The organism is Paenibacillus sophorae (genome assembly GCF_018966525.1).
Lineage (GTDB): Bacteria > Bacillota > Bacilli > Paenibacillales > Paenibacillaceae > Paenibacillus_AQ > Paenibacillus_AQ sophorae.
Genome location: NZ_CP076607.1, coordinates 4,268,986 through 4,286,224 on the forward strand (window position 1 = coordinate 4,268,986; position 17,239 = coordinate 4,286,224).

At 33.7% G+C, this 17,239-nt stretch carries 28 protein-coding genes; all 28 read right to left on the reverse strand.

What is annotated here, in order from left to right:
* Positions 1 to 2: 2 nt before the first annotated feature.
* Positions 3 to 209, reverse strand: a complete 207-nt coding sequence (locus KP014_RS20275) for a hypothetical protein (protein ID WP_036588103.1) — start codon at positions 207 to 209, stop codon at positions 3 to 5.
* 35 nt (positions 210 to 244) lie between these two features.
* On the reverse strand, positions 245 to 529 hold the full coding sequence (locus KP014_RS20280) for a hypothetical protein (RefSeq protein ID WP_139210537.1): 285 nt from the start codon (positions 527 to 529) through the stop codon (positions 245 to 247).
* 32 nt (positions 530 to 561) lie between these two features.
* Positions 562 to 723: a hypothetical protein gene (locus KP014_RS20285; RefSeq protein WP_175491747.1), complete on the reverse strand. Its 162-nt coding sequence runs from the start codon at positions 721 to 723 to the stop codon at positions 562 to 564.
* 55 nt (positions 724 to 778) lie between these two features.
* Positions 779 to 1,165, reverse strand: a complete 387-nt coding sequence (locus KP014_RS20290) for a beta-sandwich lipoprotein (RefSeq protein ID WP_036588104.1) — start codon at positions 1,163 to 1,165, stop codon at positions 779 to 781.
* Positions 1,166 to 1,230: 65 nt separating this feature from the next.
* Positions 1,231 to 1,776 (reverse strand): hypothetical protein, encoded by a 546-nt coding sequence (locus tag KP014_RS20295; protein WP_036588107.1) that lies wholly within the window; start codon positions 1,774 to 1,776, stop codon positions 1,231 to 1,233.
* Between the two features lie 49 nt (positions 1,777 to 1,825).
* The gene (locus tag KP014_RS20300; RefSeq protein WP_036588109.1) at positions 1,826 to 2,116 is read right to left on the reverse strand and encodes a hypothetical protein; all 291 of its coding nucleotides are present in this window, start codon (positions 2,114 to 2,116) and stop codon (positions 1,826 to 1,828) included.
* A 34-nt stretch (positions 2,117 to 2,150) separates the two neighbouring features.
* Positions 2,151 to 2,831, reverse strand: coding sequence for an HNH endonuclease (locus tag KP014_RS20305; RefSeq protein WP_051499292.1), 681 nt, complete (start codon positions 2,829 to 2,831; stop codon positions 2,151 to 2,153).
* Positions 2,832 to 2,957: 126 nt separating this feature from the next.
* Entirely contained in the window at positions 2,958 to 3,218 is a 261-nt protein-coding gene (locus KP014_RS20310) for a hypothetical protein (protein ID WP_036588110.1), read from the reverse strand.
* A 156-nt stretch (positions 3,219 to 3,374) separates the two neighbouring features.
* Positions 3,375 to 4,166, reverse strand: a complete 792-nt coding sequence (locus KP014_RS20315) for a hypothetical protein (protein ID WP_090833761.1) — start codon at positions 4,164 to 4,166, stop codon at positions 3,375 to 3,377.
* 13 nt (positions 4,167 to 4,179) lie between these two features.
* Positions 4,180 to 4,344, reverse strand: a complete 165-nt coding sequence (locus KP014_RS20320; RefSeq protein WP_175491748.1) for a hypothetical protein — start codon at positions 4,342 to 4,344, stop codon at positions 4,180 to 4,182.
* A 15-nt stretch (positions 4,345 to 4,359) separates the two neighbouring features.
* Positions 4,360 to 5,439 carry a DNA primase gene (locus KP014_RS20325; protein WP_036588114.1) on the reverse strand — a complete coding sequence of 360 codons (1,080 nt, stop codon included), beginning with the start codon at positions 5,437 to 5,439 and terminating at the stop codon, positions 4,360 to 4,362.
* Between the two features lie 2 nt (positions 5,440 to 5,441).
* Complete coding sequence (locus KP014_RS20330; RefSeq protein ID WP_036588115.1) at positions 5,442 to 6,272, reverse strand: hypothetical protein; 831 nt, start codon at positions 6,270 to 6,272, stop codon at positions 5,442 to 5,444.
* 11 nt (positions 6,273 to 6,283) lie between these two features.
* The gene (locus KP014_RS20335) at positions 6,284 to 7,735 is read right to left on the reverse strand and encodes a replication protein (protein ID WP_246590560.1); all 1,452 of its coding nucleotides are present in this window, start codon (positions 7,733 to 7,735) and stop codon (positions 6,284 to 6,286) included.
* A 60-nt stretch (positions 7,736 to 7,795) separates the two neighbouring features.
* A complete protein-coding gene (locus tag KP014_RS20340) occupies positions 7,796 to 8,371 on the reverse strand; it encodes a hypothetical protein (RefSeq protein WP_036588118.1) in 576 nt (191 codons plus the stop codon).
* A gap of 13 nt (positions 8,372 to 8,384) precedes the next feature.
* Complete coding sequence (locus KP014_RS20345) at positions 8,385 to 9,212, reverse strand: ATP-dependent DNA ligase (protein WP_036588119.1); 828 nt, start codon at positions 9,210 to 9,212, stop codon at positions 8,385 to 8,387.
* Between the two features lie 64 nt (positions 9,213 to 9,276).
* Entirely contained in the window at positions 9,277 to 9,456 is a 180-nt protein-coding gene (locus tag KP014_RS20350) for a hypothetical protein (RefSeq protein ID WP_036588121.1), read from the reverse strand.
* Positions 9,457 to 9,585: 129 nt separating this feature from the next.
* Positions 9,586 to 10,776 carry a phosphoadenosine phosphosulfate reductase family protein gene (locus KP014_RS20355; RefSeq protein ID WP_036588123.1) on the reverse strand — a complete coding sequence of 397 codons (1,191 nt, stop codon included), beginning with the start codon at positions 10,774 to 10,776 and terminating at the stop codon, positions 9,586 to 9,588.
* Positions 10,777 to 11,029: 253 nt separating this feature from the next.
* Complete coding sequence (locus KP014_RS20360; protein WP_036588126.1) at positions 11,030 to 11,401, reverse strand: hypothetical protein; 372 nt, start codon at positions 11,399 to 11,401, stop codon at positions 11,030 to 11,032.
* Positions 11,402 to 11,450: 49 nt separating this feature from the next.
* Positions 11,451 to 12,344, reverse strand: a complete 894-nt coding sequence (locus KP014_RS20365; protein ID WP_036588579.1) for a radical SAM protein — start codon at positions 12,342 to 12,344, stop codon at positions 11,451 to 11,453.
* An 11-nt stretch (positions 12,345 to 12,355) separates the two neighbouring features.
* Positions 12,356 to 12,526: a hypothetical protein gene (locus KP014_RS20370; protein ID WP_175491749.1), complete on the reverse strand. Its 171-nt coding sequence runs from the start codon at positions 12,524 to 12,526 to the stop codon at positions 12,356 to 12,358.
* Between the two features lie 33 nt (positions 12,527 to 12,559).
* Positions 12,560 to 13,768, reverse strand: coding sequence for a Gabija anti-defense Gad2 family protein (locus tag KP014_RS20375; RefSeq protein WP_036588127.1), 1,209 nt, complete (start codon positions 13,766 to 13,768; stop codon positions 12,560 to 12,562).
* 52 nt (positions 13,769 to 13,820) lie between these two features.
* The gene (locus tag KP014_RS20380) at positions 13,821 to 14,111 is read right to left on the reverse strand and encodes a hypothetical protein (protein WP_139210539.1); all 291 of its coding nucleotides are present in this window, start codon (positions 14,109 to 14,111) and stop codon (positions 13,821 to 13,823) included.
* A gap of 127 nt (positions 14,112 to 14,238) precedes the next feature.
* Positions 14,239 to 14,547 (reverse strand): hypothetical protein, encoded by a 309-nt coding sequence (locus KP014_RS20385; RefSeq protein WP_036588130.1) that lies wholly within the window; start codon positions 14,545 to 14,547, stop codon positions 14,239 to 14,241.
* 269 nt (positions 14,548 to 14,816) lie between these two features.
* Positions 14,817 to 15,473, reverse strand: coding sequence for a COG1361 family protein (locus KP014_RS20390; RefSeq protein ID WP_036588131.1), 657 nt, complete (start codon positions 15,471 to 15,473; stop codon positions 14,817 to 14,819).
* Positions 15,474 to 15,513: 40 nt separating this feature from the next.
* The gene (locus KP014_RS20395) at positions 15,514 to 15,684 is read right to left on the reverse strand and encodes a hypothetical protein (RefSeq protein WP_175491750.1); all 171 of its coding nucleotides are present in this window, start codon (positions 15,682 to 15,684) and stop codon (positions 15,514 to 15,516) included.
* Positions 15,685 to 16,029: 345 nt separating this feature from the next.
* Positions 16,030 to 16,260: a hypothetical protein gene (locus KP014_RS20400; RefSeq protein ID WP_036588133.1), complete on the reverse strand. Its 231-nt coding sequence runs from the start codon at positions 16,258 to 16,260 to the stop codon at positions 16,030 to 16,032.
* 296 nt (positions 16,261 to 16,556) lie between these two features.
* Entirely contained in the window at positions 16,557 to 16,826 is a 270-nt protein-coding gene (locus KP014_RS20405; protein ID WP_036588138.1) for a hypothetical protein, read from the reverse strand.
* A 33-nt stretch (positions 16,827 to 16,859) separates the two neighbouring features.
* Positions 16,860 to 17,225, reverse strand: a complete 366-nt coding sequence (locus tag KP014_RS20410) for a hypothetical protein (RefSeq protein WP_036588141.1) — start codon at positions 17,223 to 17,225, stop codon at positions 16,860 to 16,862.
* Positions 17,226 to 17,239: the final 14 nt, after the last annotated feature.

The window sequence follows — 17,239 nt, forward strand, 5'->3', positions numbered from 1 at the left end:
TTTTATGACCATTTAAAATTGCAATGAATCATCCTGCCATGTAATTCCCCTTTTACGATTACCACATCTTCAATCTCTAGTTCAGCAAGAACATCTTGTGTTCCAGCATAGCAACGTCCAGAATATTTTCCTTTTCTATCTTTATGAATATAATAGATGCCATCATCAATTTTAATAAAAACCAATGAGGCTTTTTCTATGACGGTCATTTAATAGGTCTCCTTTTGTTTATGTATTTTTTCTACTATTCAGAAATTGCATCACAGAATACTTTCCATTCAGTTTTTTTATTTCTCTGAACTTTTTTAAGTCCTTTGTAATGATTACAAGGAAAAATTCCTCCACCAAACGCACTTTTATAAATACAGGTGCATTCTTCTCTTTTTTCGCCTTTATTTTTGCCAAACATAGTTTCTACTTCTCTGCTTCCATATTCTCTTTGGATTGGACATTCTGATTTCAAAACATGAACCTCTTCGGTTCCACCGCCTATTGCACAACAGCTCGAAAAAATCTCTTTTTCCTTCAATTATATTCATCTCCCTATATTTATTATTTTCATTACAGGTATTCAATGACTTCTATGTATTCATCTATCTCCAAGTAATCGATGCATACTTGGTCTTTAATTTCATCAATCACTCTTTCGTTACCAGACCACCAGACCTCATGTTTTCCGTGAGGATAATAATAATCCTTTAACATCTTTACTCTTGCTTTCATCTACATCACTATTCCTTTTCTCATAAAACTATTCTTTTATCAGTTGTGCAACGTTCTAATCAATATAATCAAAATCAACAGGGAACAAATATTTTGGGTTGTAGTTAATTGTGAACTTGTATTTTGATACTTGCTTCACTCGTAGCTGTTCACACGTGTAACCTATTTCGGAGGACAGGTAAACAAAATGTTTATAGTATCCGCCGTCATCTTCACCTACAATTGCCAAATCTCCATCGCCTTCTTTTTGCAATGAAAAGTTGCCTACTGCAACAAAAACAACTTCTCCCGTTCTTTGATTGAATGCCGTTAGCTTGCGAGTAATATTAAAGCTGTCTGCTTCCTGTGATAAATTATTGCTAACCCTATCTGCCTGTGTACATCCGGTCATAATTACAGTCATTAGCAAAGCAAGCAACAATACTTTTATTGATTTTTTCATTTTGACATACACTCCTTTTTTATATTTTTTATGTATTGTTTATACTATCTCAATAACTTATTCGATCATCTTACATAACCAACAAATTCGACTCCTCTATTGCAAAATTCTTTAACCATAGCACACACTAGACCAAACGACATGCCTGAGTGACCTTGACTATCAATTTCTCTCTTTGCTTCATCAAGACTGCCGTTTTCGTTTAGAATTTTTACAATATCTAAGCAGCATCCCAATTCCATACCATGATATAAATCACCAAGTCTAATGGGAACAATTTTGTCCCAATAATCCCATTTATCTTGATCCAGCACTTGTCTGCCTTTTGCTTCCCATTCTTCTGTAAGAGAAGGAATGCTTTCTTTAAATTCCGCTTCTCTCTTTTCGGTATCCTCCCTCACTTTTTGGTGTGCTTCATCGAATTCAGTTTTGGTTTTTCCGGTAATCGCCTTATATGCGCCATCCATTGTTACTGTGTCTGAGTACAGCGTGATACCATTAAATTTGCCGCAAGCTAAAGCCCCATTATTTCTAAAATCCCAAAGTTCACGAACCGCCCCTTCGATGGTGCTACCTACCAAAAAATCAATCTCTAAATATTTTTTATCCATAAATTATCCTCCTTTTTATTTTCATTTTCTTAATTAAACTCTTATTTGATCACTCTTCCACTCGCTCATATGTAAATTCAAAAATATCTGGTTTGCATGGATAAACTTCTCCTGCGACTCCTTTAATAATGTAATCTCCGTAATCGCCTCGCATAACGCCTTCCAACGTTTTGATTTCGCAGTGTGCTTTTGTGAGTTTAAATGAATCGTAACTGGAGCCACCCTGTGCGTAATAGACAACAATCTCATTCTCATTAACCTTATCTTGGAACCATTCGGGACTTGATTCAATACCCATTCGAAAAGCTTCAATTACTACTGGCTTCTTTTTAAATTTCATTTCATTTTATCCTCCCAAATTATGTTTATAAAATTCAAATTTGGTTAGCTTTTTCTAAAAAGTTCTTATAATCTTCTGTAACCCATTTTATTAATTTCAACAAACGGTCTTCTCTAAAATTTGTATTATCTTCGTCGTACCATTCAATTAGTTCAAATTTATGTTTACTACTATTACAACTTTGACATGCAGGGACACAATTACTCAGATCGTTTGATCCATTACAATCCACATGTTCTCTATGTAATTGTTGATTTAATGTTAGTCTATGTTCTTCTTCAGTAATTCCGCAGTATGCACACATGTAATTGAAATATTTTTTACATGAATCCCATTCACTGAATGTTATTTCGTGCTTCTTATTTGAGTATCGCTGTCGATTATATTCTTTCAGTTTTTCAGGATTTACTTTTCTCCACTCACTTTGATACCCGTTAATTCTCTGTTCTTTAGAATGTTCTCTTTCCCTCTTCCTCCATGATTCACTGACTTTAGTTTGATTTGTATTATAGATATGTTTCTGTTGTAAGTAGTACTCATGATTGTCCGACTGCCATTTTAACGACCTTCTGATACTGCACTCCTTACATTCAGGATAATAATAAATATATTTTCCACGCTTTTTAGATTTTTTGGTTTGTGAATAGAACATATTATAATCTTTTAACTCTTTACATGTTTTGCAAATTTTTATTTTACGTCCAACCTTCCTCATAATTATGTATTTGGCTTTGTCAATAATTCACCAACAAAGCCATCATTTCCTAATCAGCTATATAACTTCATATGTATTTGCATTTCCATTAGCTGATTTACTGCTATTTATTTTTACTTTATTTATTTATTTCACTTTATACATTTGTGTCTTACACATCATATCAAATCCGTAACACTCTTGCCCTAGATCGTCTATGATATACTGCTCTCCATTCATAAAGTTATTCATTGTTGTGGAAGTTTTATAGTGCATCCTCCTTATCTCATATATTTTTCCTTCAGTAAAATCTCCAACAGGGAACAGCTTTTCTACAATTTCAACGTACTGAGCTTCTGACTCATCTTCTGTGACTTGTAATTGTGACTTATCTATTAATGATGTCAAAGGAACAACCCCTCTCGTTTACAATTCTAATTATATTTACTTTATAAATGATTGTCAACATTTATTTTTACTATTTATTGGTGGTATTTTAGCCGGAAAGTCAGTGTGAAATCTTTATTTATACGAATAAACAAATGGAGGATTTATGCCTCATTATTAATATAATTTATGTCGTTCTTCTTGCAGTTTGTATTTGTGCAACTCGAAGAAATCAACACAATATTTGATTAAAGTTTCTCTTTCTTTATTTAAGCGTATAAACTCTTTTGGATCAAAAGAATGTCTTGCATACCTTTTTTCAATTTCAACTAATTTATCTCTTTCTTTTGATATTCTATTATCGATTTTTTCAAATAAACCCTTGCTAAATGATAATCGAGACAAATCTTGAACAAAGAAAAAGAGTGACTTCCACTTTAATTTCCGATTTACGAAATAAAAATCATACACATATTTATATGGGTGTTTCAATACCGCTTCCCATTTATCAATTTTCTCTTCGACTAATTTTAGTTCTTTTTCTTTATCTTCTCTTTGTCTTTTATTTTCAGCATTAATTTCATCTTCTAATTTTGGCTTATCCCTAATTCCATACCATTGTTTGTAGATATTAAACTGGGCAATTTCAATATCACCACAATAAATAGCAAAAATCGATGGGAATGACATTGGCTGTCGAACTTTTACTGTTAGATCATAGGTACATTGCTTCTGAAAATAAGTGTTCATTAATTCGGCGAGATACTCTTGAAACTTATGCAGTTCTCTCTTAACCGAAGTAAATATTAATGATTTACTACCTTTTAATTCTTTATCTGCGGTTGTGAACAACAGTACGGGTGTTTTGGTCGCAGCTTCAATAAACCGTCTTTGAGATGTTAACTCTTCAATGGCTTCGTCTATGCTTGATTTAAAATTATCAAAACTCAAATTATCATTCCTTTTCATATTTTGATAAAACCTATATTTGATCAATATCTTTCCCAGTTTTAAGCCAATATTTTAAGTCTAATAAAGCAATTTTTCTTTGGGTATAAATGACCTGATAATAAGGTCGTTTTTCCTTATCGTACTCATAAATTATTTGATCTAACTTCTTGAGTGGTTTTCTTTTAAATATAAACATTCTTCACCACCTCATTTACAATGGAATCTTAAATTTATTTTCACTATATAATTTCTCGAAGACTTCCTTCCCCTTATCACATGGGCTATCCTTATCCTCGAACAATCCGCTTTTATCCCATAAAGCATAGACATTTCTCGTCTTACCAAACTTAGCGGCCTGTTTCTTTATATCTTCAATCCTCTTGTCCTTGTCTAAAGCAATAACAATGTCGATTTCATTCCCCAATCCCCGAATCAAATTAACTTGCCATTCGCTCAAATCATCTCCACTTATGGCTACACAGTTTCGAAAACCATACTGAGAACTCAGCCATGTTGTTTTTTCACCTTCATAGATAATAACCTCTTTCCGCTCTAAAATGTAATACAAAGCTCTATGCCAGTTATACAATTCAACCATCTTATTAAAATTATAGAGATAAAGAAATTTATAAATATCTCTCTCCTCATAATCTTCAAAGATGGTTCGTCCTTTTATGGAGATTATCTCCCCATACTGATTATGTATAGGGAAGATAATTCTTTGACTTTTTATATCGTAGCCGATCTGGAATTCGACCTGAATAGCATATTCAATGCCTTCGTCTATGTATTTTTGATGTGGTAGCATTACATATTGCTCAAGTATCTCTTCGTCATACACTTCGTTTTCTATTTCCGTTAAATTCCGTTTCTTTATACGTTGTCTCTTTACATCTTTAAGCCATTTTAAATGGTTTGCTGTAGGTGATGGAGTATATGAACCATTAAGATATTCTTTATACTCCAGCTTCTCACATATCCACTTCTTTGATTTATAAAGGTTTTTACTGCGTTCATCTTCAGAATACAGGTCAAACACTATGTATGATACTAATCCGTATATGTCTAAATCTGATTCACCAAATGAGCGAATCCGACTAGAAAGACTTTCATTCAAATAAACCTGAACAGACCGTTTGTTTGGAGAATTGAATTTTAATGGAAGTTGAGCTTCATAACGATTATTTTTCTTTTGAACATGTTCACAATCCATTAGTTCAAGCAATTCACCAATACGTTCGTCTTCCAATAGTCTTATTTTTATTTCTTTTAAATCATTTCCATTCTGCAAACCTATCCCACCTTAATAGGTACGGTGAATTTCTCTGGAGTTACTACTCTATTCAAAATAACTGTGTGAATTAACTTATAATCCATAGTTTCTTTTGCTAACTTTCCAAATTGACTTTCTTTCATCAAATAAGAAAGGCGATAACTGTCATATACACTAAATACCAAAGTCTTGTCTGCTTTTCTCCATTTTGGATCGTGCTTTAATCTAGGTCTAACTTTAAATTTTTCTAAAAATTGTTCCTGAGCATATTCAGCTTCTTCTAGAGAAAAACGAGAGATCGATAACTCGTAAAATGAGTTTCTATTCTTCCCCTTTGGATAATTATGATATCCGTCATCTAAAAACCAAATGGTCAAGGAGTTATCATTTAGTAAATTTAGTGTCTCAATAATATTCAAATCAAAGTATGTATTTAAGCATGACATTGATTTCGTTGTAAACGAATATTGATCTTGTCTGTTCTTGCTGTCGGTTTCTCTACTTCTATCAAGAAAATATAGGTCTTCGTGATTGCACAGATTTCTTATAATTTGTAATTTAGCGTTCGCGTATTCTTTTTGATCCTCACAGTGAGATACGGTTAATAGGGTCAAATTATTTTTCTTTTGTAAATGTCCATCACCCAACATGCTTCCAACAACTAAATCCTTCTGTAAATCTGATAATTGATTAAATTTCTCTTGTGTTTCTGGTGTTATATTATATCTTAATAATTTATTTCTTATGGTTGTAGCTGCACATCCATACTTCTCTGCAATCTGATAAGATGATAATTGATTTATAACATAATGCTTATATAATTCATCTTTATCAATAAGTACTCCTCTCAAATAAGCCCTCCTTAAAACATTGAATTAGATTTTTTGCCCATCTGTGCATATGCAACCTCTCTGAAGGAATTTATGCCATAGTTGACTTCATAGATAATCTGCTCTGATGTATCACCTGAGCGGTTCTTGCAAATGAAGATTATTAGATATGTCTTTTCTGGATCTAGTTTATATTCTTTCTTATGCCACTTGCCATCAAAATCACTTTTTTCCCAGTTGTAACAGAACAATTCTTCTTTCTTTCCGGGGTATTCATCTGCAAATAACAACCTTCCCATCAATACAGTAGAGGCCACTTCAACAATTTCTAATGATTTACCGATAGCACTCATATCTAAATATCTGTATTCCTTACCGATCTTCAACTGTACCGTAGCAAGCATTCCTACATTGTTTGCTTCTGGTTTAATACAATCAAATATGGCCTGAGCATCATTGCTGAAAGCTTCCCATCGAGCCATCTCTGATGACGAACTGGCTTTAAATGTGTCTAATCCGGCATATCCGTATCCAAGTGGGCGCATCATCTGAATTCGACTAATGACATCTTCTGCCCTATACTTTTTGAGATCATAGAATTTGATGATATCTTGAGGCTTCTGTTCCAACCATTCTTTGGCTGCGTTCAGTCTTTCTAACGTCTTCTCGTCAAAATTGCCCTCAATTAACTTTTCCCTATTAATTGGCTTATTTAATATCTTAGAAGCAATCGTTGCCAAGGTAAGATTTCTTGTCTTCCACACATTCTCTTCATTAGCATACACCATGCCTTTTTCATTATTCTCAAGCAAGGCCAGGATGAACTTTTCCATAAAAATAGAACTTTTGCCGATCCCAGAACTAAGAATCAGATATATTAATTCTCCTCTTCGCCAGCCTTTTATCTTTTTACTAAGCCTTGGAGAATCATGTAGCGGTAATCCCATTGCTTCGCCTTGATTCATCTTATCAATTGCAGTATCAAGATCGTCAATCAGGTTATATTCAACAACCTCACCGCAATTAATATGAGAAAAAATCTGGCTGGTCTTAAACTGGAAGAATGACTGCATCTGCTTAAGAGTCATCTTAGTTAACTTTGTTACTAATTCCCTATTATTTACGTCAACCAAACTTTCTACTTGGAATTTACGTAAGCTTTCGTATTTTTGGATTTCGGAAAAATGGTACTCGTCATTTCCTTTATCCTTCTGGCACTCTTCTTTAATTTCTTCAATTGAATTGTATCCACCGTATTGATTATAATAATCAAAGTATGATTTTCTCCCTGTTTCAATTGGGCGCGATGTTAAGAAAGAATATGTTGTAGTATCATCAAATGTTCTAATACCATTCTCGTACATTTCTTTACCTATGTAATAGAAAAACCACCAGATGCCATCAGTGAAAGTGTCCTTGGTAATCTCATGATTACGGTATTTTTCGTATAAAGAAGGCGCACTCCATAGATAGCCAACAAACAAAGACTCGTGAATTTTGGACGGTTTTACAAACTCTTCTATGTATTCTATGTCTGATCCTCCCTATAGGAAACTCGATATATCCATATCATCATTATTAATATATGTATTTTTACTTTTTAACTCTTGTTTTATTGTTTTATCTTGAGTCGTTGTTTTTCTAATCTGCTTCTCATGTTCCTTTTTTCTTTTCCTTCTCGCAAATGCCTCATTCAACTTATCAATCATAATACTAATCCCATAATTAATAGCCTTAGTGTCTTTGCTGCCGTCCAATTTGTTTACAATACACCATTTAATACTGTCGTCTGCCAAGAGATATGCCTCCAGCATTAGCCCATAATCCGGGCCAGTTCTCCATTGCCTAACTTTCTGACCATTCTTCATTAGATATCCAGCCCTTAGATCCTTAAGTCGCGTGATATTCCCTTTTGGAAGAACAATAATATCATGCAATTTAATGATATACTGATACAATGCATCCCATTGTTCATTCTCAATTCGTGTTGCTTCCCTATCCTTCAACCAGCGATCATGACAATACTCCTTGTGATAATACCGCTTATCCTCCTCTCGAATCATATCCTCCTTCTTGCCATACTGCTCACACACAGGACACTTCAATAAACGTTCAGCCAACTTATCACCCCCTTTAAATTAAAAAGCGTTCAAATACAGGTAATCTCAACATACCATTCTTAGTAAATCCTCGATGCTTAACGAGACATCTCATCAAAGGTTGAGTGTACACGTAATCCTTTGTTTCTTCGGTCTTATATTTTTTCATCATTAAATATCCAGCTTTTCTTTCCTCTGAATTTGGCCCATACTCCATAGTTCCTACTATTCCATTCCCGTCAGACAACAACCATCCAAATTTATCTTTTCTAAATCCAGCAAGATAAAACTCGCCCATTTCATAAGCAATGACCTTCTGCCAATACTTACTCTTCTTACCGATTATATATTTTGAATCTGCACGTTTTAATACGATTCCCTCTAAACCTTGTTGCTTAACTGCATTGAAATACTCTATCCCCTTACCAGTTAAATATCTTGATTTAACAAAGTAATCATTGTCAACAAATGAATCCTCAAGATACTTTTTACGTTCAGTTAAAGGCAAGTATGTCATATCTCTGTTTTTATACTTGATAATATCGAAAGCAACAATTGTAACTTTATGCTTACTTTTACTTGATTGGAATCTTTCCATCGTAGCAGCAAAATCAGCCTTTCCTTCAGCGTTCGGTACAACAAGTTCAGAATCAAGAATTGTTCCACTAGGAATAGGCATACTCTCAATAAGTTCGGGAAAATTGGCAGTTATCTCGTTTTCATGTCTCGTATATAGTCTTGGACGATTAATATTCCTAGGAACTAATCTGATTCCATCCCATTTTAGTTCGGTTATATATTTATCATCATTAAATGGTTTATTGTCCGCTGCGTATTCTAGGAGCATTGGAGATACAAACATTTTTCATCACCCACTAATAGTATATCAAAAGTGTATATACTGGTTTAGCGGTAAGTTATGTATGTTAAACCTCGAAGCAATCATATCCAAGGTTATCGATTAAATGTAATTGTGTAGCAACAATCTTTCCATTATCGTCCTTTAGATTTATCTGAGACTCGTATTTTAAATCAATGTAAATTCCATGTTCATAGGACAGATTCTCTAAAGCTTCAATAAAGTCAACAATTTTATCCTTACTCAATATGATTCCTCCTTCGTTTCATGGGTTGATGAAATACCTCTTTCATGAGGTTTTATATACTACATATAGATAATCATTAATAAATATATACTACATGTTGTATTAAACATCATAAGATTAATTTTAAATTTAAAACTTATCAAATGTACATGGCTTTGCTTCCAAGATTTCTTTAAGATATGTATGTGCGTTTTCAGCAGTTAATTCTATTCCCATTATGTATTCAATCTCTTCTCTCACATCTTTTGGAATCATGTTGATCAGAGCATTACCGTAACCAAGATTGTAAACCATTGCATTATATACTTTTTCATGGTTTATTCTCATCCATTGCATATACCCATATTTCACAGGTATTGGACACATCATACAGCCTGTTCGCGGAGTAAATATTTTGAATCCTAACTTTTCTAGCATCATTGCTTGTTTTCTATTTACTGTTTGAGTTTGTCTGTCGCCTAAATCGTAATAATCAAGTTCATATTCTTCTATTAATGACTTATTAGCAAAAACAGTTTCTTCTGTGTTTTCAGGATACTCCTGGATCAAGTTCATTTTATAGAGATCGTTAAATGGTATATTCTCTTGTTCTACATAGTCCCAAATGTCCTTCTCTCTCCACCACAGGATTGGACGACATACATATGACTTCCATTCAGCCACACTATAGAAGTATTCACCATCTCTAAGTCCGGCCTGAAGTCGCTGACTAGACTCGTCTGCTCTAAGTCCAACGATGAGCAAGTCCCAACTATTTTCCTTTACTGCTCTTTTCATGGGTTCGTGTTTAAGCGTTCCACAACATCTCTCACTCAGTGGCCTTCCGTTTCTTCGGTCTCCTTTTCTAGCCGTAAAATAATCATCTGTAATGCCACCGTTGCGGTCAATGATATGTTTCAATGTTCGTTTGGGTTTAGTAATTGTCAGTCTGAGGTTCCATAGATTTGTTAGCATTTTTTGATACTGGCGAACCTCTCTAAATTCGTTTGCGGTATCATTCCAAACAATATCGATGTCCGAAGGATCTCTCCCCAGTTCTATTAGTGATTTTCTGGTTAGATAAATATCAATAACACTATCTATACCAAATGAGCAAGAAATAACTGGTTTCTTTGCTCTCTGTAGTGCCATTTTTATCAAATCAATTGATAATCTCTCTTTTTCATCTAAGGATATTGACTTATGTATGTTGAAATTTGCATATCTTGTTTCTTTATCTGCCCTTGTTTGGTTATACCTTTGCTTAGATTTCCCTTTATCATCTAGGTACTCTTCTTTTGTTGGGTTAATCTGTAACCCATACTGTTCAGATATATTCAAATACTCACCACCTTATTATTTTTACTAATGTAGAATTTCTTAGTTGTTCTATTTACATAAATCAAACTCTTGCCGAATAGACTATCTATCCCCTCAAACAGAATCAGATTCTCTGTTTCGGCCTTTATTTTCTCAGTCTTGAACGTACAATCATTTTTAAGAAATGAAAGTATATCGAAAAAATTGAGAATTTGTCCTTCACACATTGTTCGACTGGTTTCAATGACATGGATATTCATATTCGCGCCTCTCTTTAAGTGTTTTTTAATAATACTGGTGCGAACTTTTTCAATTTGCTTAATCCCTTTTCAAAATCATTAAAAAGAAATAATGAGCAGCAAGCAAAGAATGGATCGATATAGCTCTTTTCCCATACTGTAATAATTGGGATATTGTTTTCAAATGCAGTTGCACATTCCCATGTAGCGCCAAATCCACTTGGATTATCTTTTTCCATGTAACAAAACACTAAATCCGACTTTTTAACTTGTTCGATATCTTCAAGTACAAAACGATAAGAGGCTGTTTGTTCTACGGATCTTGGATCAAAATATGTCACCCCCTCAATTTTTGGTAACTTATCTTGCCATGTTCCATACATTCCACCTGAAAGGTAAATTTGCATTAGATGTCTCCGTTCTTGTTAGTATTTCTTGATAAAATGAGGGTTTTACTTAAACATTTTTCTTATTCTTCAACCACTCTTGGACATACCAAAGCATTCCGCAGCCGCCTCCGATATCGTCCTGTCCTGCTGGATCAAACATTCTAACGTTGTATCCATCTTCCAAAAACTTATTCATGAACTCTTTAATTACGTTGTGATTTCGGTATCCGGCATCTTTCATGGTTTCGTCAGCACTACAGACAACACTAAAAGTTAAGTTGAAGAACATGGGGCTAAACAAATCTTTAAGCCTGTTTAAATGATCATCTGTTACATTGGTTCCATCTACACAATAGTTGAGGTAAACCTTTCTTCCAGTTTCTTTGCTCCAAGTGATTCCAGCGTCACGGATCTTTCGCAATGGCATCTTATTCTTAAATGGAATCAACGTATTTCTTTCTTCTTCGAATGCTTTATGTATAGAAAACTGCAAACCTACTTTATCAATTTGCTTGGACAATTCAATCATCTTGCTAAATGTTTTGTCGTTATTAATTCCAACTGTAGATATCAAAAGTTGTGCGTTCGGATAAAGAACATTTAGAAGTTTAATTGCTGATTCTACATTATCCCAATTAAGCATTGGTTCACCCATAGACATGAACATGATTTGAAACTTATCAGACGACAACACATCGTTAGCAATCTTCATGTCTTCGATCATGTGTGTAACCTGATAAATGATTTCATCTGGTTTTAAATTTCTAATAAACTTCTTGCCTGTGCCACAAAATTTACATCCTACAGGACATCCAGATTGTACCGAGCAACAGATAACGGTTCGATTTTTGAACGATTCATATTTGTATAGAACAGCTTCGGTTACAACTTCTTCTGTTGTGAAAACATACTTCCATACATTTTGTTCTGAACTATCAAATCTTTTAACTTCATTAAACAATTAATCATCTCCTATGTATTTTTATTATTTAAATCAATACCACAAACATGACAGTAATTCAGTTCGATATCGGTATATTCAAAACTATCATTACTATAATCCCACGAATTTCCCTCTACTCTTAAATACCATTTCTTATTTTGATAATCAAACCAAATATTTTCATCACAGTTATGTTCCACTCTTTATCCTCCCTTCAACATGAAACTGAACTTTTATTCCAACTCAAATGGACATTTGTAGTCTTCTAATTCTTCATTCTCCCACTTTTCATATTCCGCTTTAGGCACTTCTCTTGTCACAATGCAACTTTTTGCCAGAACTTTATCTGAATTCTTAATGTAAAAATCTGTGTATGGAATTGTTGCTTCAATTAACACAGCATTTCTGCTATTTGAATAACTGGAACTTGAAATTTCTAACTTCTCATTGAAATACAGGTAGTCATCTCTCTTGGGAGTGGCCTTCTGATCTATCTTGTATTCAAATTCCTTGTCCCAGAAACTAAAATATTTATCTCCCCTTTTTTCAACGAACTTGTAGAATTTCCGATTCGCGATAAACTCCTCTCCGTTGTATCCAACTTTATTCTTTGGCGTGTTATCAATTTGCTTTAGAGTCCCATCTTTTTTTATTCTATATGTATAGTCATTAATTGTTACTACTTTAGTTGGTTCCTTGCTTATGTATTCGATAATCTCTTCAACATCATTAAATTTAACTTTTTCTGGTTCCTTGAAATAATCATCATTTATTGAAAGATCAGCTATCTTATCAATGATTAAATCAAGAGAGAATTCTTCACCTTCTTTCAGTTTGATTAATTTATCGTAGTTGATTCCATACATTCCACCCAAATGCTCTTTTAAATGCTCAATTGTCTCGATCTTCATGCCCATGCACTTTAGTGCAATCCGCAAAAATTCCGGCTTGGAAATTGTGTATCCTTTTTCTTTATATTTATGTACTCTAAGCAAAGAAACGACTGGGTATGCAGTGTTTTTGTTGAACTTGAGAATCCGTTGTGAATTATGTTTTAGGAAGTCTTCGTGTAAAACGAACTCCTCTGAGAAAAAGTCGAATGCACCCATGCATACCGTATAATCAAAACTGTCAAATATCTCTTCCGCATTCTCAAAATATCTGAAATGAATCATTTGTACTTCTTTATCATCGATTCTTACAAGGAGCGCTTTTGTGGTCAGAGCATTGATCCAGTCATTCCCATCCTCATATACTTCTTCAATAAATTCATTGAGCAGTTTTTCGCTACGAAAATAAACATCAACATCTTTAATTTCTTTATTATTGAATAGACTAGTAATTAATCCCCCAGCTATAAATACCCTATATTCCTTAAATACATTGACTAAATGTTGCCCCAAGTAATTGTACAGTTTATTCTTTTCAAATTGGAAGTTCATTTATCTTCTCCTTTATAATATCATTAATTATTATTTATGTATATATTTATTTTTACTTTATTGAATTATAAACTTGAATCCAGCAGCCACAACTACAATTTAAATCATGATCCACTTTCTTCTTGTTTGGTAGTAGCAACCTTGCCGATGGAAAACTATATGGTCTGTTAGCATATTGCAATCTTCCTTCTTGATATTCAATCTCATCAAGAATTTCTCTTAATTCTCTTTTGTCTTTCCTTTTTGGCTTCACTTTAATCTCATCTTTTAACTCAAGTGCTCTCATCTTTAATGTTTTTGTGCTGACTCGATATAACATCTCGCCCCAAACTCCCATACTCAACCTCTACTTTCTTCATAAAATCGGGCTTTCATGCGCTTTTAGTAATCAAAAAGTCCAGTGTTTATAAGGTTTTCTTGCATTAACAAGCTACGAAACATGTATTGCACCACTTCTTCGTACTGTGCAACTAATTTTGGAACCAGACAGGGCTTAAAGAAACAATTTCATCAATTTCGCCAGCTAACATTCCATTGACTGATACATAGCTGTCATTCCATTCTTCTTTCGAGCAAGTGGAGAGACAAAATACCTTAAAATAATTTCCGTTAAGAGTAAACACCTTGTAAGTTGTGTCAATGATAGTCTTATCCTTGTACGGCGTTTGCACATACTTCTGCGCAGCCAGAAGCTCCGCATTAGGGGTGCTGTTCAAATACGAATTAACAGACTGCTGGAGACTTTCGGGGCAATCATTGAGTTTGATTTCTTCTTTCATAGTTTAATCACTCCTTCGCTATATGCGTATGCCATACTTCATACCTCAAATCGGTCTGGCAATAAATTAAATACTTGCTTACGATAAACAGATCTTCTAAATAACTCTTCGGGACAATCCAGGCATTTAATCACAAGATCTTTTTCAATTCCTCCACTCTCTAATTCGTTCCCTGCCGGAAAATAAGCGGCAATATGTTTATGTGCGCAATCCAACCAATCACCAACTTTCTGATCAAATCAAGCTTTGATGAAGATCTTTAAATCACTTTAACTTCTGATTTTTCTTGTTCTATTTTTTATTTGCTCCCTCTCTCTTCTGTCTTGTGTTTCATAGATGCGAACCGCTTTCCGAATATGCTGTTCTATTTTATCTATGTCCTTATTTAGATCGTGCAAACCTTTCTCTTTAATTGAAAAATTCCCTTTATACATATTCAGATCCAGCACATATGATCTAGAATAACTAATTGAATCTATATCCTGATAATCGATTTGAATATCGAAAGAAGGAAAGTTTCTTTCTTCATCCATAACTTCTATAAAACTACCCGCCAAAGCGTTTATGGTTTGACCTGGAGCTAAAAATGCGACACCTTCGTTTAGCATATGTGCATTTTTTAAATCTTTAGGAAGCCAGCCTCCATTCTTTGTTGTTAAATTGATTTTGATGTTTTTCGCAGCATTCTCACCTCTGTTAGTTAATTTAAATGAAACAAATTGAAGATCGTTAGAATCAAAGTAACCAATAACATTGGGCGTGTTATTTTCTTGACGAATTTTTTCATTATGCTTCAGCGATTCAGCGCTATACTTTTGTGAATTTCGAGCAAACCACACGTTAAGTGCGGTCAACAGAATAGTAAGGGTAATATTGAAAACACCAATTAAATTAACATTCTCTGTTGCCCATTGGTTAAAATTCATATTGTGATTCTCCTATACTCTGTGAAAGTAAACTTTCATCTTATTTTCTCACTTTAATTCTTATAGTTATCTCTAATCGTTCATTGGATTCTGGGTCATAAATTGGCATATTCTCCTTAATCCAATCCTTAACACGTTCGATTGGGTCTGATCCATCATAAGTTATGATTGTTATCTGTTCACCTACTAATCGTTCATCCTCTTCAAACATCTACTTGCCTCCAATTCAACTATTCCAGCGATTTAAGTTTCGAGCTTTCCTTGATCCAATCGAATAATTTTCTAGTATCATTGGATGTACATTCATCCAAAAAATCATCTATGTCAATGTTAATCATTCTATCGTCTAGATACGTTTGTACTTCTTCCCTACTGACGTAAAAATGAAACTCACCAAATTGATTATATGTAGTTAGTTGAATCTTAGTTGTCTTATTGCTCATGATTGAAATCTCTCCAGTCCCGATGTTGGTTTATTTTACCTCTTAACATCATAATACCTTATCTTGTTTAATACAGCATGAGGTAAAATAATCCTGTTGGAGAAAGATTTCGCTCAGTCTGTTTCGTCATCTATATCATTACCATCACTATCAGTATGTATTACTTCTTTTAGTTTTCCGCCTTCCCATATTTGCAGTATATGAGATGAGTCTTCACTGCCTATATACTCTTCTGGATTTACATCATGTATCGTGATACCTTTAGCAATTTGTTGATCGTCTCCAGCATATAAAATCTGATAATACTCTATTTCCTCAAATATTTTCACATAGGTTTTATTCATTCTTGTTCCTCCATTTCTACGTAAAAGAAAGATTTTATCCAATATATATGATTTCTTCTTTAATGATTACAGACTCAAATTCATTTATAAAAACTCTGTTCAGCACTATATCTTTTTGAGAGACATTTAATCTGGTAGTTTTACTTATTCCTTCCGCCGCTTTCTTCAGACTCATATAGTCACGGTATCCATCATTAATGATTTTCCCATTCTGCTTTAAGATACATTCATAATTTACTCTAACGAATTTTCCTTTTCTTTGCTGGACTACTCTTTCTATCCCAATGACCAATTCCTCATTTCTTCATGGCTTCAAAATGTTTTATAGTATAATGCCGTGCTGGTCTTCCAATGTGTTTGATATAGCCCTTAGTAAACAAATCACTTTTATCAAGCGCTGATAATACACGATTATTGATTTTTAACGGATGATGATCTCCATGCTTATCATACATTCCTGCACGATTAGCACATTCGTGAATTTCATCCAAATCTCCATACCAAACTGAATTTCGACCATTTTCAATTAAAATGTCATACATATGCTCTGCAATAGTTTTCTTCATATTCACTCCATGTCTTCATCGCAGAAGAAAATTTCACGACCTCTCAAGCCATTCAAGTGTTTGTGATTGATCCATGTAAAAAGAATTTTCAGTAAGATTGTATTTTACAAACACATCGGCTCCAGCAGTACCCTGATTAAACCCATTGAAATCAGCATCAACAAACATTCTTGCTATAATATAGCCGCCAATTATCTTATCTTCATAATTCTTTATGTAATCACTTTTAATTGGTTCATATACATCACCAAACGCTAAATCGAGAATATAGCCAAGTTCTTTTAAGTTTCTTTTTCCTTTATAATAAACTCTTTCACCATATTCATTCTCTTGAAATTTATCAGAGAAAAAATAATTCCTCAAGTTGCTTTTTCTAGCCTCAAACTCTGACGATTTCAACCAATCATCTCCAT